Source organism: Pseudarthrobacter sp. CCNWLW207 (assembly GCF_037203945.1).
In the GTDB taxonomy this organism is placed as follows: domain Bacteria; phylum Actinomycetota; class Actinomycetes; order Actinomycetales; family Micrococcaceae; genus Arthrobacter.
Genome location: NZ_JBBCBS010000003.1, coordinates 310,456 through 331,417, shown reverse-complemented (window position 1 = coordinate 331,417; position 20,962 = coordinate 310,456). Strand labels below are relative to the sequence as shown.

Here is a 20,962-nt window from a genome sequence, read left to right as displayed (position 1 = left end):
TGGATTCTGCCCGGCGTTCAGGCGTCGGCGCGGTCCAGGATTCGTCCGCCGTACCAGTGCTCAATCAGCGAACGGGCAATGGACAGGCGGCTGGAGATGGTGATCTCCCCGGTAAGCACTGCTTGCTGGAGTTCCTCCCGGCTGAACCAGCGCGCCCTGGTGACTTCCACGCCGTCGGGCGTTGCCTCGGCATCCGCGGTGATAGCCGTAAATCCAAGCATAAGGGAGGCTGGGAACGGCCAGGGCTGAGAGCCCAGGTACTGGCAGGCGGAAACCCTGACACCGACTTCCTCATGGATTTCCCTGACCACGGCCTGCTCGAGTGACTCCCCAGGTTCAACGAACCCGGCGAGGGTTGAGTAGTTCCTGGCATCCAGCGGGCCGCCCCCACCCAGCAGCAGCCTCCCGTCCGGGCCTACAACGGTGACGATGATGGCAGGATCCGTCCGCGGGTAGTGTTCGGAGTTATCTTGCGGGCAGCGGCGCATCCATCCCCCGGACTCCACAACCGTGGGAGCGCCGCACCGCGGACAGTGCGTGTGTCCGGAGTGCCAGTTGGCGATGGCGCTTGCTTCAACGAAGAGGGCCGTGTCCGTGGGATTTAGTTCGGCAGCAATGTCCCGGAAGCCCACCCAATAGGCATTGGCGGGTATTCCCGCAGTGCCCGGTGCTGCGGCATTTTCCAGCACCACCAGGAGAAGCTCGGTCCCTTCCGGCAGGTCCGAACCGTCCAGGGCGGCGCCCAGATAGATGACATGCTCCGGCGCGGCTCCAAGGTGTTCAAGGTTCTTTACCAGCCGGGAGGCGGCAGCCAGGTACAGGCTGTTTCCGGTCACGAGGGCCTGCCGACCCGACAGAACCACCGCCATGGTGCCGTCTCGGCCAAGCAGCTCATCCACCATGCCCGGGCGTGTCCGGGCTGCAGAGCCCCGATCCATCATCGCTGGACGGACGGGAAGCACGGTATCGAACAGGTGGTTGGCGGGCAACCGGACTGCCGGTGTCCGGTAGGCCGGTGTAGCGGACTCCGCATGACTCATGAGTCCACCGTACTGACTCGGGCCGACAATTGATATTTAGGGAGGCCAGGGACAGGTCCCGTGGCTACAGGCAGAGATTTGATGCATATCTGGAGACTCGCCGCTGGCGCACCGTTGTCTTGGACGCGTGTCAATCTACCGTGGAACGGTGAGAAGAAAACCGATCGAACTGGCAGCCGTGGCAACAGCGGCAGTCCCCGGGCTGACTCCAACTGCGGTCAGTTCCGCTCCGGATGATGCCGCCGACTTCGACACCGCGCTGCTCCTCGATTCGGAAGGAAAGCGCTGGAGGGTGAGGTCGCCGCGGCACGCTGAAGCCAGCGCCCGGCTGGAGACGGAGTTCCTGGTCCTGCGCGCGTTCGCCCCGGGCATCCGGGCCGAGTTGCCCTTTCTCATGCCCACGGTTGCCGGTAGCGTGCGCTTGGGCGCCCTCAGCACTTTCGTATACTCCCACTTGGCCGGTTCCACCCGGAGCGTGGAGGAACTTACAGCCGGCCCCGAGCAACTCGCGCGTGAAATCGGCGTGGCACTGGCCGCGATCCACGACCTGCCCCATGCGCTGGTCAGCAATGCGGACCTGCCCAGCTACACACCCAACGAATTCCGCCAGCGCAGGCTGAACGAATTGGACCAGGCCGCAACCACAGGCAAGATCCCGCCGTCCCTCCTGCGCCGTTGGGAGCACGCGCTGGAAGATGTATCCCTGTGGCGTTTCAACCCCTGCGTGGTCCACGGCGACCTGCACGAAGATAACCTCCTGGTGGAGGGCCACCGGGTAACAGCCGTCACCGGGTGGACAGACCTGCGGATCGGTGATCCCGCCGATGACTTCGCCTGGCTGGTGGCCTCCAACGAACAGGACTTCGTGGACACTGTCCTGAGCAGCTATACCGACAGCCGCCGGGACGCCCCGGACAAGCACCTGCTGCGAAGGGCCGCACTGTCCGCCGAGTTCGCCCTGGCGCAGTACCTCGTCAAAGGCATCGCGGCTGGCGATGAGGCGATGATTTCCGAGGCGGAGGGCATGCTGGAAACCCTCGCCAGCGACATCGCCGAGCACGGTGGGCAGGCCATCAGCGTTGAGCCGCTCCCCTCCCCCGCAGCTCCGGCGGGCACCGCTGCCGCAGGGACAGTTACAGCCTGGACGGACACGGCCGACGGCGGCTCCGGGGACAGTGCCGCGGCTCCCTGCAGGGCACAGGGCCCGGCAGCCGGACAGCACGGGGTCGCCGGGGTAACGCCTGGGATCGTTCAGCCCGTGACGGTACTCCCGATTCCCGCCCCGGTCTTGCCTGCCGTCCAGGTGTCACCGATCCCGGACGACGAACCCGAGCAGGACGTACCCGAGCAGGACGTACCCGCGCAGGACGAACCCGCGCAGGACGAGGAGCCTACCCCGGCTGAACCGCCGGCAAAGGTGCCGTCGACAGACGACACCTCCACGGCGGCCATCACCGTCATCGACGTCAAGAAGCCGTGACGGAGTAGGACTCCGACACCATCGCCTCCAACTCTGCGGCCGACGCGAGGTCGTGCGGGCGGACCACCTGGTTGTCGGCCACGTAGAAGAACGCTGCCCGTACCTCGTCCACCCCGATGCCCTTCAGCCTTGCCCAGGCAAGACGGTAGGCCGCAAGCTGGACCGACCTGGCTTTAAGGTGGGCGGCGGCTGGACGGCGGCCTGTCTTCCAGTCCACTAGGTCCCACCGGCCGTCCGCGTCACGGAAAACAGCGTCGATCCGGCCGCGGACCACCACGTCTCCCACGCGGGTCTCCACAGGCACTTCAACAAATGCCGGGGAACGGTTGGCCCATTCGGACGCCCGGAAGGTGGCCACCATGTCGTCGAGGTCGTAGGCCGCATCAATGTGGTCGTCCGGTCCCGGTGCGTCGCCGAGGTCGAGCATTCCGGCGCTACCGAAGTATTCCTCCACCCAGGAATGGAAGGCGGTACCTTTCCGCGCGGACATGCCCGGTTCCCGGGGAACGGGCCTCCGAAGGCGTTTCAGCACAGCCGCCGGATCTTCGCCAAGGTCGACGAGCGTGGATGCCGAAATGTGGCTGGGCAGGTGCACATCCTGCCCGCGTGCCCGGCTGGAGCGCCGTTCCAGGAGCAGCGATGCTTCAGCATCCCACCCTGAGGCGGGGACGCGCAGCCCGCGGCCGTCCCGGGCTGGACCCCTGTCCGTGGCTGGGCCCGTGTCCGTGGTTGGGCCGTCCAGGGCGGCGAGCAACCGCGAGGCGGCCAGTTCCATCGATGCACGCCGGCCGGGAACGAGGCGAAGGCGTTGTCCCGTCCTGGGGTCCACTGGCCCTTCCAGTGGGTCGTAGGGCCACTGCGCCATCTCTGTTTCCAGTGTCAGCGGACTCTTCTCGGGAAGGGAGGCCTCGTCCACCGAGGCAGGGTGGACCGCCGCAGCGCCCGTATCTCTGCCCGCCCCGGACCGAACTGCCAGCGGCTCAAGTTCAGCCAGGAACGGGGACATCTCGGACCGGCCCGCCCGCGAACCAACCCAGGCGGCACTGGACACCCACAGGACATGCTTGGCTCGTGTATACGCCACGTAGGCAAGGCGCCGTTCCTCCGACTCGCCGTGGGCCTGTACGGCGGACTTGAATTCCTTCTCCGCGTCCAGCCATCCCTTCTGGTCAGGCTGGTCGAGGTCCCACTGGGGCAGATCCGCACGATCACCCCGCAATGGCCAGGGCAGGGCCGCGGCCCCGCTGCTCCACCGCGAATCGCGGCTGCTGGGGAAGGCGCCAGCGTTGAGGCCGGGCACAAAAACCACGTCCCATTCCAGCCCCTTGGACGCGTGGACCGTCAGGAGCTGCACGGCTTCGCGGTTGACGTCCGCGGCTGGCGCGTCAAGTCCGTTCTCCTCGGCGGCGGCAGCCTCCAGCCATGCCAGGAAAGCCAGAATGTCCACCCGCTGCGACGTTCTCAGGAACCCGGCCGCAGCGTCCTGGAAGGCGTCAAGGTTGCGACGGGCCTGATGGATGGTGATACCCGGGCGCGCGGCCACCTCAATGTCCAGCAGCATGGCCCGTTCCACTTCTCCAAGAAGGGTGGTCAAATCATCGCCAAGGTAACCGCGCAGTTGCCTCAATTCCACCGACAGCCGGCCGAGCCTCTCCCTCGCTTCCGCGCTCAGGGATCTTCCGTGTGAGGATGTCCAGCCGTCGCGCGGAAGCCAGTCCAGGGCCTCTACGAGGCTGGAACCATCCGTCAGATCGCTCTCCACCACCGGCCCGTCGTCGTCCGCTGTTCCGGCGTCCGCGGTTCCAGCTTCCGCTTCACGCGCTGCGGCGGGCTGCCCGCGCCTGCGTGCCAGCTGGCTCGACCAGTCGCGGAATGCCATCAGGTCTGCGGGGCCGATCCGCCACCGGGCGCCGGCGAGGAGCCGCATCAGGGAATCGGATCGTCCTGGATCGGCCAGCACCCTCAGGGTTGAGACGAGGTCCACAATTTCCGGGGTGTCCAGCAAGCCGCCCAGTCCAACGATCTCATAGGGGATTCCGCGGGCCTCCAACTGCCGGCTGATGGTTTCCATCTGGGCGCGGCGACGGCACAGCACTGCGAGCGCAGGAGGCACGGGGGTGCCATCAGGCTTGAGTTCAAAGTCCGTGAGCCGGTACTTCAGTACGTCTTCGGCAAGGGCTGAGGCTTCCTCGACGTCGGTCCCGAACCGTCCAAGCACCACGCGTCCGTCCATGGCGTACGGGCTCGGCTGGAGCGGCGGGACGTTCGTGGTGGGTACCCCGTGGGCGCGGGGCCCTGGGGTGCCGGCCGGTTCCCTGTGCGCGGCCGCCCTGCCCAAGGACTCCGACATCACGTTGGCTGCCTTGAGGATGGACCGGCCGTTGCGCCAGGCCGTGGTCAGGAAGGAAGTAGGGGCTGGTTTGAAGTTTTCGTCTTGTTGCGGGCCGGGCAGGCGGACGGGGAATTCCCGGACGAAGTGGAATAACTGCCCTGCGGAGGCGCCTCGAAAACCGTAGATGGACTGGTTGGGGTCCCCCACGGCCGTGACGGCGTGCCCGCCGCCGAAGAGCCGCGAGAAGAGGACCAGCTGCGCGTACGAGGTGTCCTGGAATTCATCCAGGAGCACTACCTTGTAGCGCTGGCGCTCCATCTCGGCAGCCAGTGGGACCTCCTGGGCCACGCGTGCAGCGAGGGCTACCAAGTCACCGAAATCGAGGGCACCGCGGGCACGCTTGGCCGCTGAATAACGGCCCACCATGTCCGCAACGCTGGCCCTGGTCCTCAGCATGGCGGCCAGGTCCGTTGCAGCCTGTGTCGGGTTCTTTTTTCCGTCAGCGACGTACGGGAGGCTCTCGAACTCTGCGAGCCGTGCCATCAGCCAAGCCTCGACATCCGCGGGTTCCTGGAGGTGTTCCGCGCATTCGCCGGCAAGCTGGATGACCGCCTTCACCAACGTGGATTTTGCCGCGCTGAAGTGTCGGTACTCGCCATCGAAGGCTTCGACCACCTCGCTGGCGAGCTGCCAGGCCTGGGCGCCACCCAGCAGCACGACGTCGCGTTCCACTCCCAGCCTGAGCCCGTAGTCGGACACGATGCCGCTGGCAAAGGAGTGATACGTGGATACTTTTGGCTCAAGTGCGTCGCTGCTGAGCAGGCCTTCGGGGAACAGTGCGTTTCCCGTGTCCTCTGCAGCGATGCGCTGCAAAACCGCCAGCTTGGCCCTGATCCGGGTGGCGAGTTCACCGGCAGCCTTCCGGGTGAACGTGACCCCGAGGACTTCCTCGGGCCTGACCCATCCATTGGCTACCAGCCAGACCACGCGGTCAGCCATGGTGGCTGTTTTGCCCGATCCTGCGCCGGCAATAACCAATCGCGGCGTCAGGGGCGAGGAAATGATCGCGGCTTGTTCAGCTGTAGGTGAGTTTTTTTCACCCATGAGGCGGGACAGCTGTTCCGGACTGAACCGGGGTTCGGGAAGGCCAGTTGCCTGGGTCATTCTGTTACCTGCTTTCCGCGGACGCAGAGGGGGCAGACTTCGGGAAGCCTGCAGCCGTGACCGCCGTGCCCGCCCTTTGCGGGGTCGTGCCGGGCTTCGAAGACGCTGCCCGCCATCACTGCCGCCGCGCCGTTCACCATGTCAAGGGCCCAGTTGTCCCGGGGGTCGAGCGATTCCTGCTGCTGGACGCCGGGACCCTTGGTTCCCGTCCCCAGCTGGGCCAGCACGGCACCGCCGGGCATGGCTTGTCCGGGTACCCCGGAAGCATCGTCGAATCCGCCCGCAAGGACGGCGGCCTGGTAGGCCCCGAGCTGGGGATGCCGGGAAAGTTCGGTCTTGCCGGGCTGCCTTTTTCCGGTCTTCAGGTCCACGACCACGAGTCTTCCTTCGGAGTCGATCTCGAGCCGGTCAACCTGGCCGCGAAGGACCGCTGACCGGGCTTGGTCCTCCGACGACGCGGCTTGGCCGTCGTCGCCCGCTGGCCCCGGTTCCAGGGGATAGTCGCTGGCCATGCTCCCTGCCGGGATCACATCCGGGAGCTGAACCGCAAAGTCCTGTTCCACTCCCAACAGGCTGCGCCCTTCGCTTCGCATCACCAGCACGTACTGGGCGAGTTTGCGGACCATGGCCTCGGCACGCTGGAAATCGAGCCGGCCTTCCCAGTTGTCCTTCATACCAAGCGCGGGCCATCGCCGGACAAGCTCGGTGACGTATTCGCTGCTGGAGGCGTCCGGCAGGTCTTGCGCAATGGCATGGACCAGGGTGCCCAGGCTTCGGGCAAAATCAGTCGCGGCCTCGCCACCGGCCGCCTGCACAAACCAATCCAGTGGGGACTTCTGGACAGCTTCCACCTTCGACGGCGAAACATAGACCGTTCCACCGGGCGGCACGACTGATTCCGTCGTGGTCAGGGGAGCCAGGCCCCACCAGGTGTCCGGATGGGCGCCGGGAACGGCTGGGTTGGCCGCCGCCAGGCGGGCAAGGACCCTGACCGCCTCCGCGGCTTCCGGAGCGTACGCGCCGTCGAGCTGGGCGTACTGCCGGAGCTCCGCGACGAGGGCTCGGAGCGTCATGGGCCGTTCCACCGGGGTGAAGCCGCGGCCCTCCTGGCCGGGGCTCAGCGGCGCAACGTAGTCGAGGAACGAGGAGGGCTGGTCGTCCTCGGACGAGACGGCCGTGCAGATCAGGAGGTCCTGCGCCCTGGAGATGGCCGTTGAGAAGCTTCTGAGTTCGTCATACCGGATGTCCCGCAGCCGGCTCAGCGGGTCAAGTTGCAGCGCGTATTCCACGCCATGCTCCACGGCGTCGGCATAAAGGGTGCTGCCCAGGAGCTCTCCACGGAGCCTGGTATTGGGCCACACGCCTTCCTGGAGCCCTGCAATGATTACCACGGGCCATTCCCTGCCTGCGGCGCTGGCGGGGGTCATCAGTTCGACGGCGTCATCCACCTGGGCCCTTGCTGCCAGGGTGTCCATGGGAAGCTCCTGGTTCAGGAGGTACTCCAGGAACTGTTCCGGACCCGCACCGGGCATCTGGTCCACGTAGCGCTCCGCAGTATGGAAGAGCGCCATCATGGCGTCAAGGTCCCGATCGGCGCGGGCGCCGTGGGGACCGCCGGTGAGCGCAGTTTCTGTCCACGCGTTCGCCAGCCCGGTGGAGTGCCACAGAGCCCAGAGCACGGACTCCGCATTGGCTCCCGGTTGGGTGATGGCAGTACGTCCGGCCTGGATCATTCGCGCCGTTCGGCGCGCCGCCCTGCCTTCCATCCCCAACGTGGCCAGGGCGCCGGGTTCCAGCAGCGCTTCGACCAGCAGGGCGTCGCTGGTGCGGCCGCCGCCGCCTTCGAGTTCTTCACGCCGCAACGACTGCCTCAACCTGCGCAATTCAATCGATGTTGCTCCGCCGATCCGCGAGGTGAGCAGTGAAACAGCCGATTCAGGGGTCAGCAGGTCAGGATCCAGGGCGATCGCATAGGCGTCCAGAAGCGGGCGTACGGCAACTTCGTCACGCACGGCAGACTCCGCTACGGGAACCCGGACGGGGATCCCCTGCCCTGAAAGGTAGCGCTGAAGCTCGCTGAGCTGGCCTCCGTTCCGGACAATGACAGCGATTTCGGCGAGGGCACGGCCGTGGCTAATGTGCTGGTCCAGGATCCGCTGGGCGACATAGCGCAGTTCATGGACCGGTGAGGGCACGAGGTGGGCTTCGACGGCACCCTGCCTGGGGGGTCGGCTGCCGGGATCCTGCTGCTCCAGCCGACGGGCCAGCCGGCCGCCTGCGCGCTGTGAGATCCGGCCGGCAACCCCGAGCCATGCCTCCGCGACGGCGGGCGCGTGCCGGTGCGTGTACCACAGCGGCCGTTCCAAGGCGTTTTTGCCGCCGGAGAGCAGCCGGGGAAGCTCGGCCACAAGATCGGGCCTGGCTCCACGGAAACCCTGCACAACGGTGTCCGGGGAAGAGGTCACAAAGCAGTCTTTGCCCGCCGCGATGTCCGCGAGCAGCTCAAAAACAGCCGGGTTAGCTTCCTGGATATCGTCCACCAGCAGCAACTGCAGCCGTTCGCGTTCAGCGGCGAGGAAGTCAGGCGCATCCTGGAAGATTTGCCGGGCAGCGGTGATGATTCCAGCGGGGTCGAAGGCCTCAGGCATACGGAGGTCCAGGACGTCCCGGTATTCGGCATAAAGCGCCGCGGCAGCGATCCAGTCCTCCCTGCCGCAGCGGCGGCCAAGGTCTTCGAGATCTTCGGCTGTCCTGCCCGATTCGATGATCCGGTCAAAGAGCTGGCGGACTTCGTGACGGAATCCCCTGGTCTCCAGCGCAGCGCCCAGGTCCGCAGGCCACGGCAGTTGCAGCCCTGGAAGGGCGTGCCCTTCCAGAAGCTCCTTGATGATGAGGTCCTGCTCCGGTCCGGACAGGAGGCGCGGCGGCCGCGGGAGCGGCAGGATGCCCTCCGCTTTGGCCCGGCGGATCAGATCGAAGGCATAGGAGGCCCAGGTCCTGGCCGGCGTTGTGCTCAGGCTCCGATCCAGCCTGGCGGTGAAGCGGTCACGAAGTGAGTCTGCCGCCAGCCGGCCCGGCGCTAGGATCAGGATCCGTTCAGGGTCCACGCCTTCGTGGAGGGCCCGGCGGACGGCCGCCTCGATCAGGACAGTGGACTTGCCGGTCCCTGGCGCTCCTGGAACCAGGACCGGCCCGGAGCCGTGCGGGACCTCCACGGCGGCCTGCTGGTCGGCTGTAAGCAGAGGGATGGAGCCCTGCAGCCGGCGGGGCGGAAGCAGCCGGAGGCCGGTCCCGTTCTCACGCTGGCCCGGTGCGGCCAGGTCCGCTGCAGGATATGCGGCATCGACGTAGTCGACAGGGGAGTCGGGCAGGAGGTCCGTCTGCAGGCTTGTTAGCGTCACACGGACATTTCATCATCAGCCACGGACAATTTATGAAGCCCACGCTCGAGCCGGTCCGCAATGGCGTCCAGCTGGTCGAATTCGGCGTCTGTGGGAGTCCAGCGGGCCGCGGCAAGGTTGACGCGCCAGCGGCCTTCACCCGTGCGAAGGAATTCGTCGTGGCTGCCCAGCAGGGGCGTTCCTTCGTCCAGGTAGTGGCGAAGAGCTGCGGCTTCGTGGCCTTCGGGAGCCTGCCCGCTGGCTTTGAGGATCCGCCACCACGGCACGCCGCTGCCGTAGTGGCTCATGACAGCACCCACCTGCCGCGGTCCGCCTGCTCCCAGCAGTTCGGCGATGTCGCCATAGGCAACGACGGCGCCCCGGGGCACCAGCTCCACCACGGCCAGCACCGCCTCAACATACTCCGTCCGCATGGATCCAGCGTACCGGTGCCAGGGGTCCGCTTAGCCGATGCCGTGCCCACCCTAGCCCCGCACGATACGAAATCCCGGACCCGCCGAGGGCGCTGCCGGAGACTGTCAGTGCCGGCCGCTAGCGTGGGAGCATGAGCACTTGGAACACCCTCCCCCGCGCAGCCTTCGACCTCGAGACCACAGGCCGGAACTCCCGCGCTGCACGCATCGTCACGGCGTCGGTGACCGTCGTTGACCACCAGGGGGATGTCATCAAGGAACACGAATGGCTGGCAGACCCAGGGGTCGAGATCCCCACCGAAGCAAGCGACGTCCACGGCGTCACCACCGAGCAGGCAAGGCGTGAAGGCAGGCCAGCGCATGAGGTGACCAGGGAGCTCGCCACCGTCCTGCAGGAGCTTTTTGATGCCGGCGTTCCTGTGATTGCATTCAACGCCAGTTACGACTTCACCGTGCTGGCGGCCGAATCGGCGAGGTATGGCGTGAAGCAGCTGAGCCGGTTCCCGGTCCTGGATCCCTACATCATGAACAAGCAGGTGGACCGGTACCGGAAGGGCAAACGAACGCTGACCGCCCTGTGCGAGGAGTATGGGGTCAACCTGGACAACGCCCACACCTCCACAGCGGATGCCCTGGCCACGCTCAGGGTGCTGGATGCGATGGCGGGCAAGTTCCCCAAGCTGCGGATGCCGGCCAGCCAGCTTCATCAGCTCCAGGTGGACTGGGCCGTTAGCCAGGCAGCTGATTTCCAGGGATACCTGCGGAAGACCAAGCCTGCAGCCGTCATCGAAGGCGACTGGCCGGTGCTGCCGCCGGAAGATGCCAGTCGCGGCGACTTCTAGCTGCGAGCTAACTCACACTTATTGCCGCCTACGGCATGGAAGGCGGTGACCAGCCGGTGATTCGGCGATGGCGGCGGCGACGAGCCCAGCCAAGGGCCCCCGCTCGGCCTGGCCGATCAATATTCGACTAGACGTACGCCTGACCGTCCCATCTTCACCTATCCGCCGATTTAGTCCTTAGTGAGATGATTAAGTTTTGCGGTCCCCTGCCCTGAGCGTCAGTCCCCTTGGCGCGGCAGACCCCCGGCGAGACGTGTGCAGCTGTGCGGCCGGGATGAACTTATGACTCAGATGAAAGTGACTACCTGATGAAATCGAAAGCCATGAAATGGCTGACCAGCGTTCCTGTGGCTATCGCCCTGGCCGCCTCCCTCGCGGCTTGCGGCGGGGCTTCCTCACAGCCTGCCGGCACCCCTACGGACGCCCTGGCCGGCAGCGATCAGCAGACGCTGGACAAGTACACCACCGCTGATGTCACCCCGATCGACCAGATCGACAAGGCCAAACTTGGGCTGAACACCGAAGGCAAACTTGAAGTGGGCACGCTCTCCGATGCCCCGCCAAACATCTTCCTTGACCCCTCCGGCAAGTTCACGGGCTACGACAACGAGCTGCTGCGCGCAATAGCCGGGAAGCTTGGCCTTGAGGTGGAGTTCGTTGCCACCGATTTCTCCGCCCTGCTCTCCCAGGTCCAGAACAAGCAGTTCGACGTCGGATCCTCCTCCATCTCCACCACGGACAAGCGCCGTGAAAACGTCGGCTTCACCAACGGTTACGACTTCGGCTTCATGGCCGTGGTGGCCAAGACCGACGGCGACGTCAAGGGCTTCGCAGACCTCGACGACAGCCTCCGCATCGGAGTGGTCCAGGGCACCGTGCAGGATGACTATGTCACCAACACGCTGAAGCTTGAACCCATCCGCTTCCCGGACTACAACACCGTGTACGCCAACGTCCGCAACGGCCAGGTCGACGCCTGGGTTGCTCCGTCGCAGCAGGCCACCGGCCAGGTCAAGGAAGGCGACGGCACCGTCATCGCCGAATCGGTTGTCAACACCCAGAACTTCACTGCGTACGCCGTGAACAAGGACAACAAGCCGCTGATCGATGCCCTGAACTCGGGCCTTGATGCAGTCATCGCAGACGGAACCTGGTCCAAGCTGACCAAGGAATGGTACCCGGACCGCGAAATGCCGAGCGACTGGAAGCCGGGCAGCAAGGCTGCCACGGTTCCCCAGAGCTGATCCGGGCCGCTGCCCCTATGGACACACTGGAACAACTTGCCGACACCTTCTTCAACTGGGGTGCCATGGCGGAGGTCCTGCCGTCCCTGATCATGGTTGGCCTGCCCAACACGATCATCCTGGCAGTGACCTCTGCTGTCCTGGGCTCCCTGCTGGGCCTGGCGCTTGCCCTGATGGGCATTTCCCGCAACGCCGGGGCACGCTGGGTGGCGCGCATCTACACGGACATCTTCCGTGGCCTTCCGGCCATCCTGGTGATCCTGGTGATCGGGATAGGCCTCAGCCCGCTCGCCCGGGAGCTGACGGGCTCGAGGAACCCGTACCCCTTGGGAGTACTGGCGCTGACGCTCATCGCGGCCGCTTATATCGGTGAGATCTTCCGTTCGGGCATCCAGAGCGTGGAGAAGGGGCAACTGGAGGCATCCCGGGCTCTGGGGTTCAGCTACGGCAGTTCGATGCGTCTGGTGGTGGTACCGCAGGGCATCCGTCGGGTGCTGCCTGCTTTGGTGAACCAGTTCATCTCCCTGCTCAAGGACTCTTCGCTGGTGTTCATGCTGGGCCTGGCCGCCTCCGAGCGCGAGATCTTCCGGATCGGAAACGACGCCATGGCCAACTCGGGGAACCTCTCCCCGCTGGTGGCCGCTGGCCTCTTGTACCTGATCCTTACTGTTCCGCTGACCCACTTCGTGAACTTCATCGATAACCGGCTCCGTACGGGCAGGCCGGAGAAGAAGGAACCGGACGAGTTGGCAGCACCTATCGGCAAGGGGGCACAGGCATGACGGAATTTACCTCCGGCACCCTGACCGGCAAGAACCTGCACCTCTCGTTCGGCCACAACCACGTGCTCCGCGGCATCGATCTCCATGTGGAGAAGGGCACCACGGCTTCGGTGATCGGTCCGTCCGGCTCCGGCAAGTCCACGCTGCTGCGTGTCATGAACCGACTGATCGAGCCGGACCAGGGCGATATCCTCCTGGACGGCCGCTCTGTCTTGAAGGACAACCCGGACGAGTTGCGCCAGCGGATCGGCATGGTGTTCCAGCAGTTCAACCTGTTCCCGCACAAGACCGTTGTGGAAAATGTGTCGCTGGCTCTGCGCAAACTCCGGAAGCTGCCCAAGGACCAGGCGCATGCCGAGGCCCTGGAGCAACTGGACCTCGTGGGGCTAAAGCATAAGGCTGACGCGCGTCCGGCCAACCTTTCGGGCGGCCAGCAGCAGCGCGTGGCGATCGCCCGTGCCCTCGCCATGAAGCCCGAGGTGATGTTCTTCGACGAAGCCACGTCCGCATTGGATCCCGAACTCGTCAAGGGAGTCCTGGCATTGATGGCGGATCTCGCCAAGGGTGGCATGACCATGGTGGTAGTAACCCATGAGATGGGCTTCTCCCGCAACGTCTCAGACACCGTGACGTTTATGGATGCCGGCGTGGTGGTCGAGTCGGGTCCGCCCGAACAGATCTTCAGCTCCCCCGGCACGGACCGGCTCAAAGGCTTCCTCTCGGACGTCCTCTAGCGGCACCCACAGAAAATCCCCGCCTTCCGGACTTATCCCCCTTGCTTGCAGCGGGGATTTGTCCGGGAGGCGGGGATTTTTGGTTTTAAAGAACGACGCCGGAGCTAGGCTTGCGCGGCGGCGGCTGCCTTTGCGGCGGCAGGGAGGGCGTCGAAAATCCGGTTCATGGCGGCGTCGTCGTGGGCGGCCGAGAGGAACCAGGCCTCAAACACGGAGGGCGGCAGGTAGACCCCGGATTCCAGCATGGAGTGGAAGAACGGCGCATAGCGGAAGGTTTCCTGGCCTTGGGCATCGGCGTAGTTGTGGACGCCGGTGGCCGACGTTCCGAACGCGACCGAGAACAGGTTTCCGGCGAACTGGATCGAGTGGTCCACTCCGGCGGAGTCCAGGGCCTCGGACAGCGCCGAGGAAAGTTCCAGCGACCTCGCATCGATAAACGAGTAGACCTCCTGGGTGGCGTGGGTCAGCGTGGCGACGCCGGCGGCCATGGCTACCGGATTCCCGGACAGCGTTCCGGCCTGGTAGACCGGGCCGACGGGAGCGAGGTAATCCATGACGTCGGCACGCCCGCCCAGTGCCGCCGTCGGCATCCCGCCGCCGATCACCTTTCCAAAGGTGAGCAGGTCAGGGGTCCACGGCTCGGCAGCATCGGAGGCGCCGCCGGTGAGGCCCCAGTAGCCGGAGTAGCCCGTCCGGAATCCGGTCAGCACCTCGTCGACGATCAGCAGCGCGCCGTGTTCGCGGGTGATGCGGGACAGGCCCAGGTTGAACCCTTCGGCGGGTGTCACCACACCCATGTTGGCAGGGGCGGCTTCGGTGATGACCGCGGCAATGTTGGCGCCGTGGCTGGCAAAGGCGGCCTCGACGGCGGCGAGATCGTTATACGGCAGGACGAGGGTTTCAGCAGCGGTGGCTTCGGTGACGCCGGCCGAACCGGGCAGCGCCAGGGTGGCGACGCCTGAACCGGCCGCGGCGAGGAGCCCGTCGAGGTGGCCGTGGTAGCAGCCTGCGAACTTGATGATCAGGTTGCGACCCGTGAATCCACGCGCCAGGCGGACGGCCGTCATAGTGGCCTCGGTGCCGGTGGACACAATCCGGACGCGTTCCGCGGCCGGGACGCGTTCCTGCACGATGGCTGCAAGGTTGGCCTCATCCGGCGTGGAGGCGCCGAAGGACAGGCCGCGGTCCACTGCGGCATGGACGGCCTCCAACACGGCGGGGTGCGCATGGCCGAGGAGCGCTGGGCCCCAGGAGCAGACCAGGTCAACGTATTCTTTACCGTCGGCATCCGTGAGGTACGGGCCGCTGGCGGATACCATGAACCGCGGGGTTCCGCCGACGGAGCCGAAGGCCCGGACAGGAGAGTTCACGCCGCCGGGCATCAGCCGCCGGGCGCGGTCGAAGAGTTCCTCGTTGCGAGGATTGCTGGAAGTCATGGTTCCTATTCTTTCAGTTCGCCGGCACGTGAGTTACCGAGCAGTTCCGACACGCGGGGCGCCACCGCCGTGCCCATAAGCTCGATGGAACGCATCATGGCCGAGTGCGGCAACGGGCCGCTGCTGTACTTGAGGTCAAATCGGTCCACCCCCAGGTCCGCCTTCAGCCGCACGATCTTGCGCGCCACGGTATCCGGCGACCCCACGTACAGGGCACCCTCCGGCGCGCAGAGGGCGTCGAACTCCGGCTTCCCGGCGGGTCCCCAGCCGCGCTCGGCGCCGATTCTGTTCCGCAGTTTGAGCCAGTGGGGGAAGAACTCCTCCCGGGCCTGTTCGTCAGTCTCCCCCACGTGGCCGGGCGAGTGGGTTGCCACCTGCTGAAGGGGGTGTCCGTATTGGGACATCGCCTCCCGATAAAGGTCCGCCAGCGGGCGGAAGGCGCGCGGCTGCCCTCCGATGATGGCAAAGATGATGGGGTACCCGTACTGCGCGCAGCGAAGGACTGATTCGGTGGTCCCCCCGACGCCTATCCACGTGGGCAGCAGGTGGTGTTCCAGCGGCGGGTAGACGCTCAGGCCATGCAGCGCCGGGCGGGTCCGGCCCTCCCAGTGGACGGGCTGCTGGGACCGCACCTTGTCGAACAGCTCAAGCTTCTCCTCGAACAGGACCTCGTAGTCCGCCAGGTCCAGGCCGAACAGCGGGAATGATTCGACAAAGGACCCGCGCCCCAGCATCACCTCAGCCCGGCCGTTGGAGAGGGCGTCAACGGTCGAGAACCGTTGGAATACCCTGATGGGGTCATCCGAGCTCAGGACCGTGACGGCAGATCCGAGCCGGATTTGGTGGGTCCGGGCCGCTGCGGCTGCGAGGAAAACCTCCGGGGCCGAGACGGCGAAGTCCTTGCGGTGGTGCTCCCCCACGCCAAATGCGTGGAGTCCGACGGCGTCAGCCAGTTCCGCCTGATCGAGCAGCTGGCGCAGCACTTGGGCGTGCGGCTGCGGGCTGCCGTCCGGATTCTCGCCGACGTCGCCAAAGGTGTTCAGTCCCAGCAGGATCCGGTCAGCGGCTACCGGCGCGGTGGGACCCGCGGTCGGGGAAGAATCCGGCTGCGAAGTCACCGGGTTTCCTTCAGCCAGCCGGCGAGCTCGGCAGCCCAATAGGTCAGCACCATGTTCGCACCGGCCCGCCGGATGCCCAGCACGGACTCGGTGATGGCGGCACGGCGGTCGATCCAGCCGTTGGCCGCGGCGGCTTCGATCATCGCGTACTCCCCGGAGATCTGGTAGGCGGCCACGGGAACCGGGCTCATGGCGGCGACGTCGGCCACGATGTCCAGGTAACTCATGGCCGGTTTCACCATCACGATGTCAGCCCCCTCGGCGAGGTCCAGTTCCACTTCCCGGATGGCCTCCCGCCGGTTTCCGGCGTCCATCTGGTACGTCCGCCGGTCGCCTTTCAGCTGGGAGTCAACGGCTTCGCGGAAGGGACCGTAGAAGGCGGAGGCGTACTTGGCTGCGTAGGCAATCACCGCGGTGGTGCTGTGTCCGGCTTCGTCCAGAGCCTGGCGGATGGCAGCGATCTGGCCGTCCATCATTCCGGACGGGCCCAGCATATGGGCGCCGGCATCGGCCTGTGCCACCGCCATCCGAGCGTAGATCTCCACGGTGCGGTCGTTGTCTACGTATCCGTCGGCATCGAGCACGCCGCAGTGCCCATCGTCGGTGAACTCGTCCAGGCAGACGTCACTCATGATGACCAGGCCGTCACCCACTTCGGCGCGGACGTCCCGGATGGCCTTGTTCAGCACCCCGTCCGGTTCCAGTGAGGCGGTGCCCTCGGCGTCCCGGACCGCCGGAATGCCAAAGAGCATGATGCCTCCGAGTCCCAGTTCAACGGCTTCGGCGGCAGCGCGCTTGAGGGTGTCCGTGGTGTGCTGGACCACGCCCGGCATGGACGTGATGGGGTTGGGTTCGGTGAGCCCTTCCCGGATGAAGGCCGGCAGGATGAGCTCGGCCGCGGCCAGCCGCGTTTCCGCGGTGAGCCGGCGCATCGCCGGTGTAGTGCGGAGGCGTCGGGGCCGTTGATTGGGAAAGCTCATCGTGTGTCCTCCACAGGTGGTCCGGGTTGGGTCGGGGAATCCAGGGCTTCGCAAACCGCGGCAACGAGTCCGGCGGGGGTGGGCTCAGCCGCGACGGCCGCAACATCGAGTCCGAGGGCTGAGGCTTCGTCCGCCGTCGAACGTCCGATCGCGACCAGCCGGCAGTCCCTGAGCGGGGAAAGTGCGGCACTAATGCGACGTACGGCGCTGGGCGAGGCCGCCACAACGGCGTGGAGCCGGCCCGCCGCAATCTGGGCCCGGGCGGCTTCCGTAGTCAGCATCGAGTACGACGGCGGCACGGCCACGCGTGCAGCGGTGCTGTTTTTCCCGGGGTCGGCAGCCAACGGATCGACGGCCAGCCTCCGTTCTGCATCCGCCGGGAAATCGACGGTCTGGTAGGCAATGACGACAGTCACGGACGCTCCTGAGGCCCTCAGCCCGTCAGCGAGGCGCGGGGCCGCGATATCGGCCTGTGGCAGCAGCACCCGTCCGGCCCCGGCGGGCCACACGTCAAGCAGTCCGGCTGCTGACTGGGCAGCCGCCGGAGTGAGTGCCACGGGAACGCTTGCGGATTCGAGCATCCCTTTCGAGGCCTGGCCAATGGCAGCCACCTTGGTCGTGGCTGGCAACCAATCGCTGAGCGTCAGGCCACGCTCGGCGGCTTTATCGCGCAGGACGTGGACCGTGGTGGCGCTGCTGACCACCAGCCAGTCGAAGGCCCCGGCAGCCAGCGCATCACAGGCGACGTCCAGGGAGTGCTGGTCCGCGGCTCGCTCAAAATCAATCAGCGGCAGCAGCAGCGCCTCGGCACCCGCGTTCTCAAGTGCCGCGACCAGCGTCGGCGACCGTTCCGGGCTGCGGGTGATCAGGACCCGGGCGTGCGCGAGCGGCTGTAGGTCCTGCTGGGAACTTTTGTCCTGGCCCGCCATGTCAGGCCGTCCCGGGTAGTGTATCCACGGGCAGGTCAGGAGGCGTGAAGGTCTGCGATGTCGGCGGCGCCGCCGGCAAGGAGGACCTCGGCCAGTTCGATGCCAAGAAGCGTGGCCCCTACTTCGGTCAGCCCGTCAGTAGCCCGTTTGTCGCGGACGGACGCTGTGCCGTCCACGGCGCACACCACGGCTTCGAGGTGAAGCATGCTTCCCTTGCGGTAAGCGTAGGCGCCCACTGGGGCAGCGCAGCCGGCCTCAAGCCTGGCCAGCAGCGCCCGCTCGGCGGTGACGGCAAGCCTCGTGTCGGGATCATCAAGTGCCGCGAGGGCCTGGGCGAGGACACCTTGGGAGCCTTCCGTTGATCCCGCCTTACGGGGAGCATCGGCCGTGCGGCATTCAATCGCCAGCGACCCCTGTCCGGCGGCCGGCAGCATAACGTCGGTTTCGAGGAATTCGGTGACGGCGTCGAGCCTGCTGATGCGTTCCAGTCCTGCCGCAGCCAGGACCACGGCGTCGAGGTCGCAGGACTTGCCTGGCACAACCTGGTCCGTTACGTTGCCGGGAAGACCGGGCACACGGCCAAGGCGGGTATCCACGTTGCCGCGGATGTCCAGGATCTGCAGGTCCGGCCGCGCAGCACGGAGCTGGGCAGCGCGTCGCGGTGAGCCGGTGCCAACGGTGGCGCCCTGCGGCAGGTCGGCAAGCTTCAGTCCGTCGCGGGCGCAGAGCACATCGCGGACATCAACGCGGCGGGGCGTCGCCGCCAGCGTCAGGCCCACGGCCGCGCCGGTAGGCAAATCCTTGAGCGAATGCACGGCGACGTCGCACTCGTTACGCAGGAGGGCTTCGCGGAGGGCAACAACAAAAACGCCCGTGCCGCCCATTTGCGACAACGAACCCGTGAGGACATCGCCGTCGGTCCTGACGTGCACCAGTTCCACAGGGAATCCGCCGACGGCGGCCAACTGGTCCGCGGTCTGCTGTGTTTGCGTCAGGGCGAGCTTGCTGGCTCTGGTCCCGATCCGGACGGTCACTGGGTGCCTGCTCCCCCGGCCGGTACGCCAGAGGCGTCCGGGTACGGATCGTGTCCGGTGCCAACAGTGGTGTCAGCGCCAGCGATGGTGGGCTTCTCGCCACGGAAGTTGGCGCAGCAGCCGGGCCGGCAGACGTCGTACCATGGGCCGAGGCCGGTCACTGCCGGGCGGTCGGCGATGTTGTGGGGCTGTGTCCGCTCCGAGATCAGGTCCACCAGCCCGTCAACGAACTTGCGGTGGGTGCCGGGGGTGGGCACCCTCGTAGCGGCCAGGCCCAGGTTACGGCAGGTTTCCAGGGCTTCGGTGTCAAGGTCCCAGACAACCTCCATGTGGTCGCTGACAAAGCCCAGCGGAACAATAACGATTCCCTTGATTCCCTGGCCGGCCAGTTCCTCGATGGCGTCGTTGATGTCGGGCTCCAGCCACGGCACGTGCGGGGCGCCGGACCGCGACTGGTAGACGAGTGACCAAGGCGCGGTGAGGCCTGACTCGGCCTCAACCCGGCTGATGACGGCGGCGCCGGTGGCGAGGTGCTGTGCCACGTACGCCGAACCTTCTTCGAACTCGCGTGGCTCGGCGTCGGACCGTCCTGCCGCCTCGGCGTCCCGCGTGGGAATGGAGTGCGTGGCGAACAGGATGTGTACGGGGGCATCGGGCGTGCCCGCGGCGGCCAGCTGTGCGCGGACGTCGGCCAAGCCGGCGGCGGTGCCTTCAACAAAGGGCTCCACAAAGCCCGGGTGGTCAAAGTACTGGCGCACCTTATCCACCTCAAGCCGGCCGTCCAGGCCTGTTTCGGTCAGTGCCATGCCGATGTCTTCGCGGTACTGGCGGCAGCTGGAGTAACAGGAGTAGGCACTCGTGGTGATCATCAGCAGTTTGCGGTGGCCGGCGTCGTACGCCTGCTGCAGCGTCTGGGGGATGTAGGGGTCCCAGTTACGGTTGCCCCACAGCACTGGCAGGCCGATTCCGCGGGCTGCCAGTTCGGCTTCCAGGGCTGCCTTGAGTTCGCGGTTCTGCTGGTTGATGGGGCTGATGCCGCCGTTGGCCCGGTAGTGCGTGGAGACTTCTTCGAGCCGCTCGTCAGGGATGCCACGGCCGCGGGTGACGTTGCGGAGGAATGGAATGACGTCGTCCTGGCCCTCGGGACCGCCGAAGGAGGCGAGCAGGACGGCGTCGTAGTCCTTCGGAGCCATCCGGCCGGCTTCGGTGACGGGGTTGACCGCCGTCAGGGTTGAGCCTTCCTGGCGATGTGACGGGGTCATGCGAGGACCTCGGCGATCTCCGCTGCAGAGATGCGGCGGCCTGTGTAGAACGGGATCTCCTCCCGGACGTGGTTCCGTGCCTCCGTGGCGCGCAGGTGCCGCATCAGGTCCACGAGATCCACGAGTTCCGGTGCTTCCAGGCCCAGGATCCATTCCCAGTCGCCCAGGGCGAACGACGAAACGGTGTTGGAGATGACCTGGGGGAAATCGCGGCCCAGCATGCCGTGGTCGCGCAGCATCTTGCCGCGCTCGGCCTCGGGCAGGATGTACCACTCGTAAGAGCGCACAAACGGGTAGACGCAGAGCCACTCTGCCGGTTCCACGCCGCGCGAGTAGGCGGGGGTGTGGTTCTTGGCGAATTCCGCCTCGCGGTGCACGCCCATGGCGGACCAGACGATTTCCGTTCCGGCGAAGAGTTTGCTGCGGCGGACATCGCGCATCGCCTGCTGCAGGGCTTCGGGCTTGGGGCCGTGGAGCCAGACCATCACGTCGGCATCGGCGCGCATGGCGGAGACGTCGTAGCTTCCGCGGTGGGTCACCCCGGCCTCGGCCAGGCGGGACAGCAGGGCATCGAAATCATCGGCAGCATCGGCGCTGCGCAGGACGTCCGCTGACCGCTTGAAGACAGTCCAGAGGGTAAAAAACTGCTCGGCTGATTCTTCGGTTTTAGTGACAGATTCGGCAGAAGTGTGGCTCATGGTTACCAGTTTGCCCCTTCCTCTTCGCCAAGTCGAAACCGGAGAGTTCTACAAGCCGTAGAAGTGTTCATAA

General features: G+C 66.3%; 16 protein-coding genes. 5 read left to right on the top strand and 11 right to left on the bottom strand.

The annotated features are described in order from the left end of the window. Nucleotides 1-17: 17 nt before the first annotated feature. On the bottom strand, nucleotides 18-1,040 hold the full coding sequence (gene nudC, locus V9L17_RS07250; protein ID WP_337350950.1) for an NAD(+) diphosphatase: 1,023 nt from the start codon (nucleotides 1,038-1,040) through the stop codon (nucleotides 18-20). 148 nt (nucleotides 1,041-1,188) lie between these two features. Between nudC and V9L17_RS07245 the strand changes: the two genes are divergently transcribed. Continuing rightward, nucleotides 1,189-2,520 carry a macrolide 2'-phosphotransferase gene (locus tag V9L17_RS07245; protein WP_337350949.1) on the top strand — a complete coding sequence of 444 codons (1,332 nt, stop codon included), beginning with the start codon at nucleotides 1,189-1,191 and terminating at the stop codon, nucleotides 2,518-2,520. On the opposite strand, the gene V9L17_RS07240 is transcribed toward V9L17_RS07245, so the two are convergent. The 3 genes from V9L17_RS07240 to V9L17_RS07230 form a co-directional block, all read right to left on the bottom strand. Beyond that, nucleotides 2,507-6,016 carry an ATP-dependent helicase gene (locus tag V9L17_RS07240; protein ID WP_337350948.1) on the bottom strand — a complete coding sequence of 1,170 codons (3,510 nt, stop codon included), beginning with the start codon at nucleotides 6,014-6,016 and terminating at the stop codon, nucleotides 2,507-2,509. The two genes, V9L17_RS07245 and V9L17_RS07240, sit on opposite strands and share 14 nt — an antisense overlap. After that, a complete protein-coding gene (locus V9L17_RS07235) occupies nucleotides 6,013-9,336 on the bottom strand; it encodes an ATP-dependent helicase (RefSeq protein WP_337351033.1) in 3,324 nt (1,107 codons plus the stop codon). Before V9L17_RS07235 ends, V9L17_RS07240 begins: the two co-directional genes overlap by 4 nt. Nucleotides 9,337-9,413: 77 nt before the next feature. Further along, nucleotides 9,414-9,830, bottom strand: a complete 417-nt coding sequence (locus V9L17_RS07230; protein ID WP_337350947.1) for an MGMT family protein — start codon at nucleotides 9,828-9,830, stop codon at nucleotides 9,414-9,416. 131 nt (nucleotides 9,831-9,961) lie between these two features. Here V9L17_RS07230 and V9L17_RS07225 point away from each other — a divergent pair, with 131 nt between their 5' ends. The 4 genes from V9L17_RS07225 to V9L17_RS07210 all read left to right on the top strand — a co-directional run bounded on the left by V9L17_RS07225 (nucleotide 9,962) and on the right by V9L17_RS07210 (nucleotide 13,432). Then, nucleotides 9,962-10,672, top strand: coding sequence for a 3'-5' exonuclease (locus V9L17_RS07225; RefSeq protein ID WP_337350946.1), 711 nt, complete (start codon nucleotides 9,962-9,964; stop codon nucleotides 10,670-10,672). Nucleotides 10,673-10,980: 308 nt separating this feature from the next. Then, on the top strand, nucleotides 10,981-11,916 hold the full coding sequence (locus V9L17_RS07220) for an ABC transporter substrate-binding protein (protein ID WP_337350945.1): 936 nt from the start codon (nucleotides 10,981-10,983) through the stop codon (nucleotides 11,914-11,916). Nucleotides 11,917-11,933: 17 nt separating this feature from the next. Next, complete coding sequence (locus V9L17_RS07215; protein WP_337350944.1) at nucleotides 11,934-12,698, top strand: amino acid ABC transporter permease; 765 nt, start codon at nucleotides 11,934-11,936, stop codon at nucleotides 12,696-12,698. After that, nucleotides 12,695-13,432, top strand: coding sequence for an amino acid ABC transporter ATP-binding protein (locus V9L17_RS07210; RefSeq protein WP_337350943.1), 738 nt, complete (start codon nucleotides 12,695-12,697; stop codon nucleotides 13,430-13,432). The genes V9L17_RS07215 and V9L17_RS07210 overlap by 4 nt, the downstream gene beginning before the upstream one ends. 104 nt (nucleotides 13,433-13,536) lie before the next feature. Here the strand turns inward: V9L17_RS07210 and hemL are convergent, their stop codons facing one another. From hemL to hemQ, 7 genes are read right to left on the bottom strand one after another with little or no spacing between them, the layout of a single operon-like run. Next, entirely contained in the window at nucleotides 13,537-14,868 is a 1,332-nt protein-coding gene (gene hemL, locus V9L17_RS07205) for a glutamate-1-semialdehyde 2,1-aminomutase (RefSeq protein WP_337350942.1), read from the bottom strand. A gap of 5 nt (nucleotides 14,869-14,873) precedes the next feature. Then, nucleotides 14,874-15,986: an LLM class flavin-dependent oxidoreductase gene (locus V9L17_RS07200; RefSeq protein WP_337350941.1), complete on the bottom strand. Its 1,113-nt coding sequence runs from the start codon at nucleotides 15,984-15,986 to the stop codon at nucleotides 14,874-14,876. Further along, nucleotides 15,983-16,966 carry a porphobilinogen synthase gene (gene hemB, locus V9L17_RS07195; RefSeq protein WP_337350940.1) on the bottom strand — a complete coding sequence of 328 codons (984 nt, stop codon included), beginning with the start codon at nucleotides 16,964-16,966 and terminating at the stop codon, nucleotides 15,983-15,985. The genes V9L17_RS07200 and hemB overlap by 4 nt, the downstream gene beginning before the upstream one ends. Continuing rightward, nucleotides 16,963-17,895, bottom strand: a complete 933-nt coding sequence (locus V9L17_RS07190; RefSeq protein WP_337350939.1) for a uroporphyrinogen-III synthase — start codon at nucleotides 17,893-17,895, stop codon at nucleotides 16,963-16,965. Before V9L17_RS07190 ends, hemB begins: the two co-directional genes overlap by 4 nt. A gap of 35 nt (nucleotides 17,896-17,930) precedes the next feature. Beyond that, nucleotides 17,931-18,929 (bottom strand): hydroxymethylbilane synthase, encoded by a 999-nt coding sequence (gene hemC, locus V9L17_RS07185; RefSeq protein WP_337345720.1) that lies wholly within the window; start codon nucleotides 18,927-18,929, stop codon nucleotides 17,931-17,933. Then, a complete protein-coding gene (locus tag V9L17_RS07180; RefSeq protein WP_337350938.1) occupies nucleotides 18,926-20,191 on the bottom strand; it encodes a ferrochelatase in 1,266 nt (421 codons plus the stop codon). Before V9L17_RS07180 ends, hemC begins: the two co-directional genes overlap by 4 nt. Beyond that, nucleotides 20,188-20,889: a hydrogen peroxide-dependent heme synthase gene (gene hemQ, locus V9L17_RS07175; protein ID WP_337345718.1), complete on the bottom strand. Its 702-nt coding sequence runs from the start codon at nucleotides 20,887-20,889 to the stop codon at nucleotides 20,188-20,190. Before hemQ ends, V9L17_RS07180 begins: the two co-directional genes overlap by 4 nt. Between the last annotated feature and the right edge of the window lie 73 nt (nucleotides 20,890-20,962).

Bases quoted from the DNA above. Each gene is read 5' to 3' on its own strand.
- nudC (WP_337350950.1), bottom strand. From the start codon at position 1,040: ATGAGTCATGCGGAGTCCGCTACACCGGCCTACCGGACACCGGCAGTC.
- V9L17_RS07240 (WP_337350948.1), bottom strand. From the start codon at position 6,016: ATGACCCAGGCAACTGGCCTTCCCGAACCCCGGTTCAGTCCGGAACAG.
- V9L17_RS07230 (WP_337350947.1), bottom strand. From the start codon at position 9,830: ATGCGGACGGAGTATGTTGAGGCGGTGCTGGCCGTGGTGGAGCTGGTG.
- V9L17_RS07225 (WP_337350946.1), top strand. From the start codon at position 9,962: ATGAGCACTTGGAACACCCTCCCCCGCGCAGCCTTCGACCTCGAGACC.
- V9L17_RS07220 (WP_337350945.1), top strand. From the start codon at position 10,981: ATGAAATCGAAAGCCATGAAATGGCTGACCAGCGTTCCTGTGGCTATC.
- V9L17_RS07215 (WP_337350944.1), top strand. From the start codon at position 11,934: ATGGACACACTGGAACAACTTGCCGACACCTTCTTCAACTGGGGTGCC.
- V9L17_RS07210 (WP_337350943.1), top strand. From the start codon at position 12,695: ATGACGGAATTTACCTCCGGCACCCTGACCGGCAAGAACCTGCACCTC.
- hemL (WP_337350942.1), bottom strand. From the start codon at position 14,868: ATGACTTCCAGCAATCCTCGCAACGAGGAACTCTTCGACCGCGCCCGG.
- hemB (WP_337350940.1), bottom strand. From the start codon at position 16,966: ATGAGCTTTCCCAATCAACGGCCCCGACGCCTCCGCACTACACCGGCG.
- V9L17_RS07190 (WP_337350939.1), bottom strand. From the start codon at position 17,895: ATGGCGGGCCAGGACAAAAGTTCCCAGCAGGACCTACAGCCGCTCGCG.
- V9L17_RS07180 (WP_337350938.1), bottom strand. From the start codon at position 20,191: ATGACCCCGTCACATCGCCAGGAAGGCTCAACCCTGACGGCGGTCAAC.
- hemQ (WP_337345718.1), bottom strand. From the start codon at position 20,889: ATGAGCCACACTTCTGCCGAATCTGTCACTAAAACCGAAGAATCAGCC.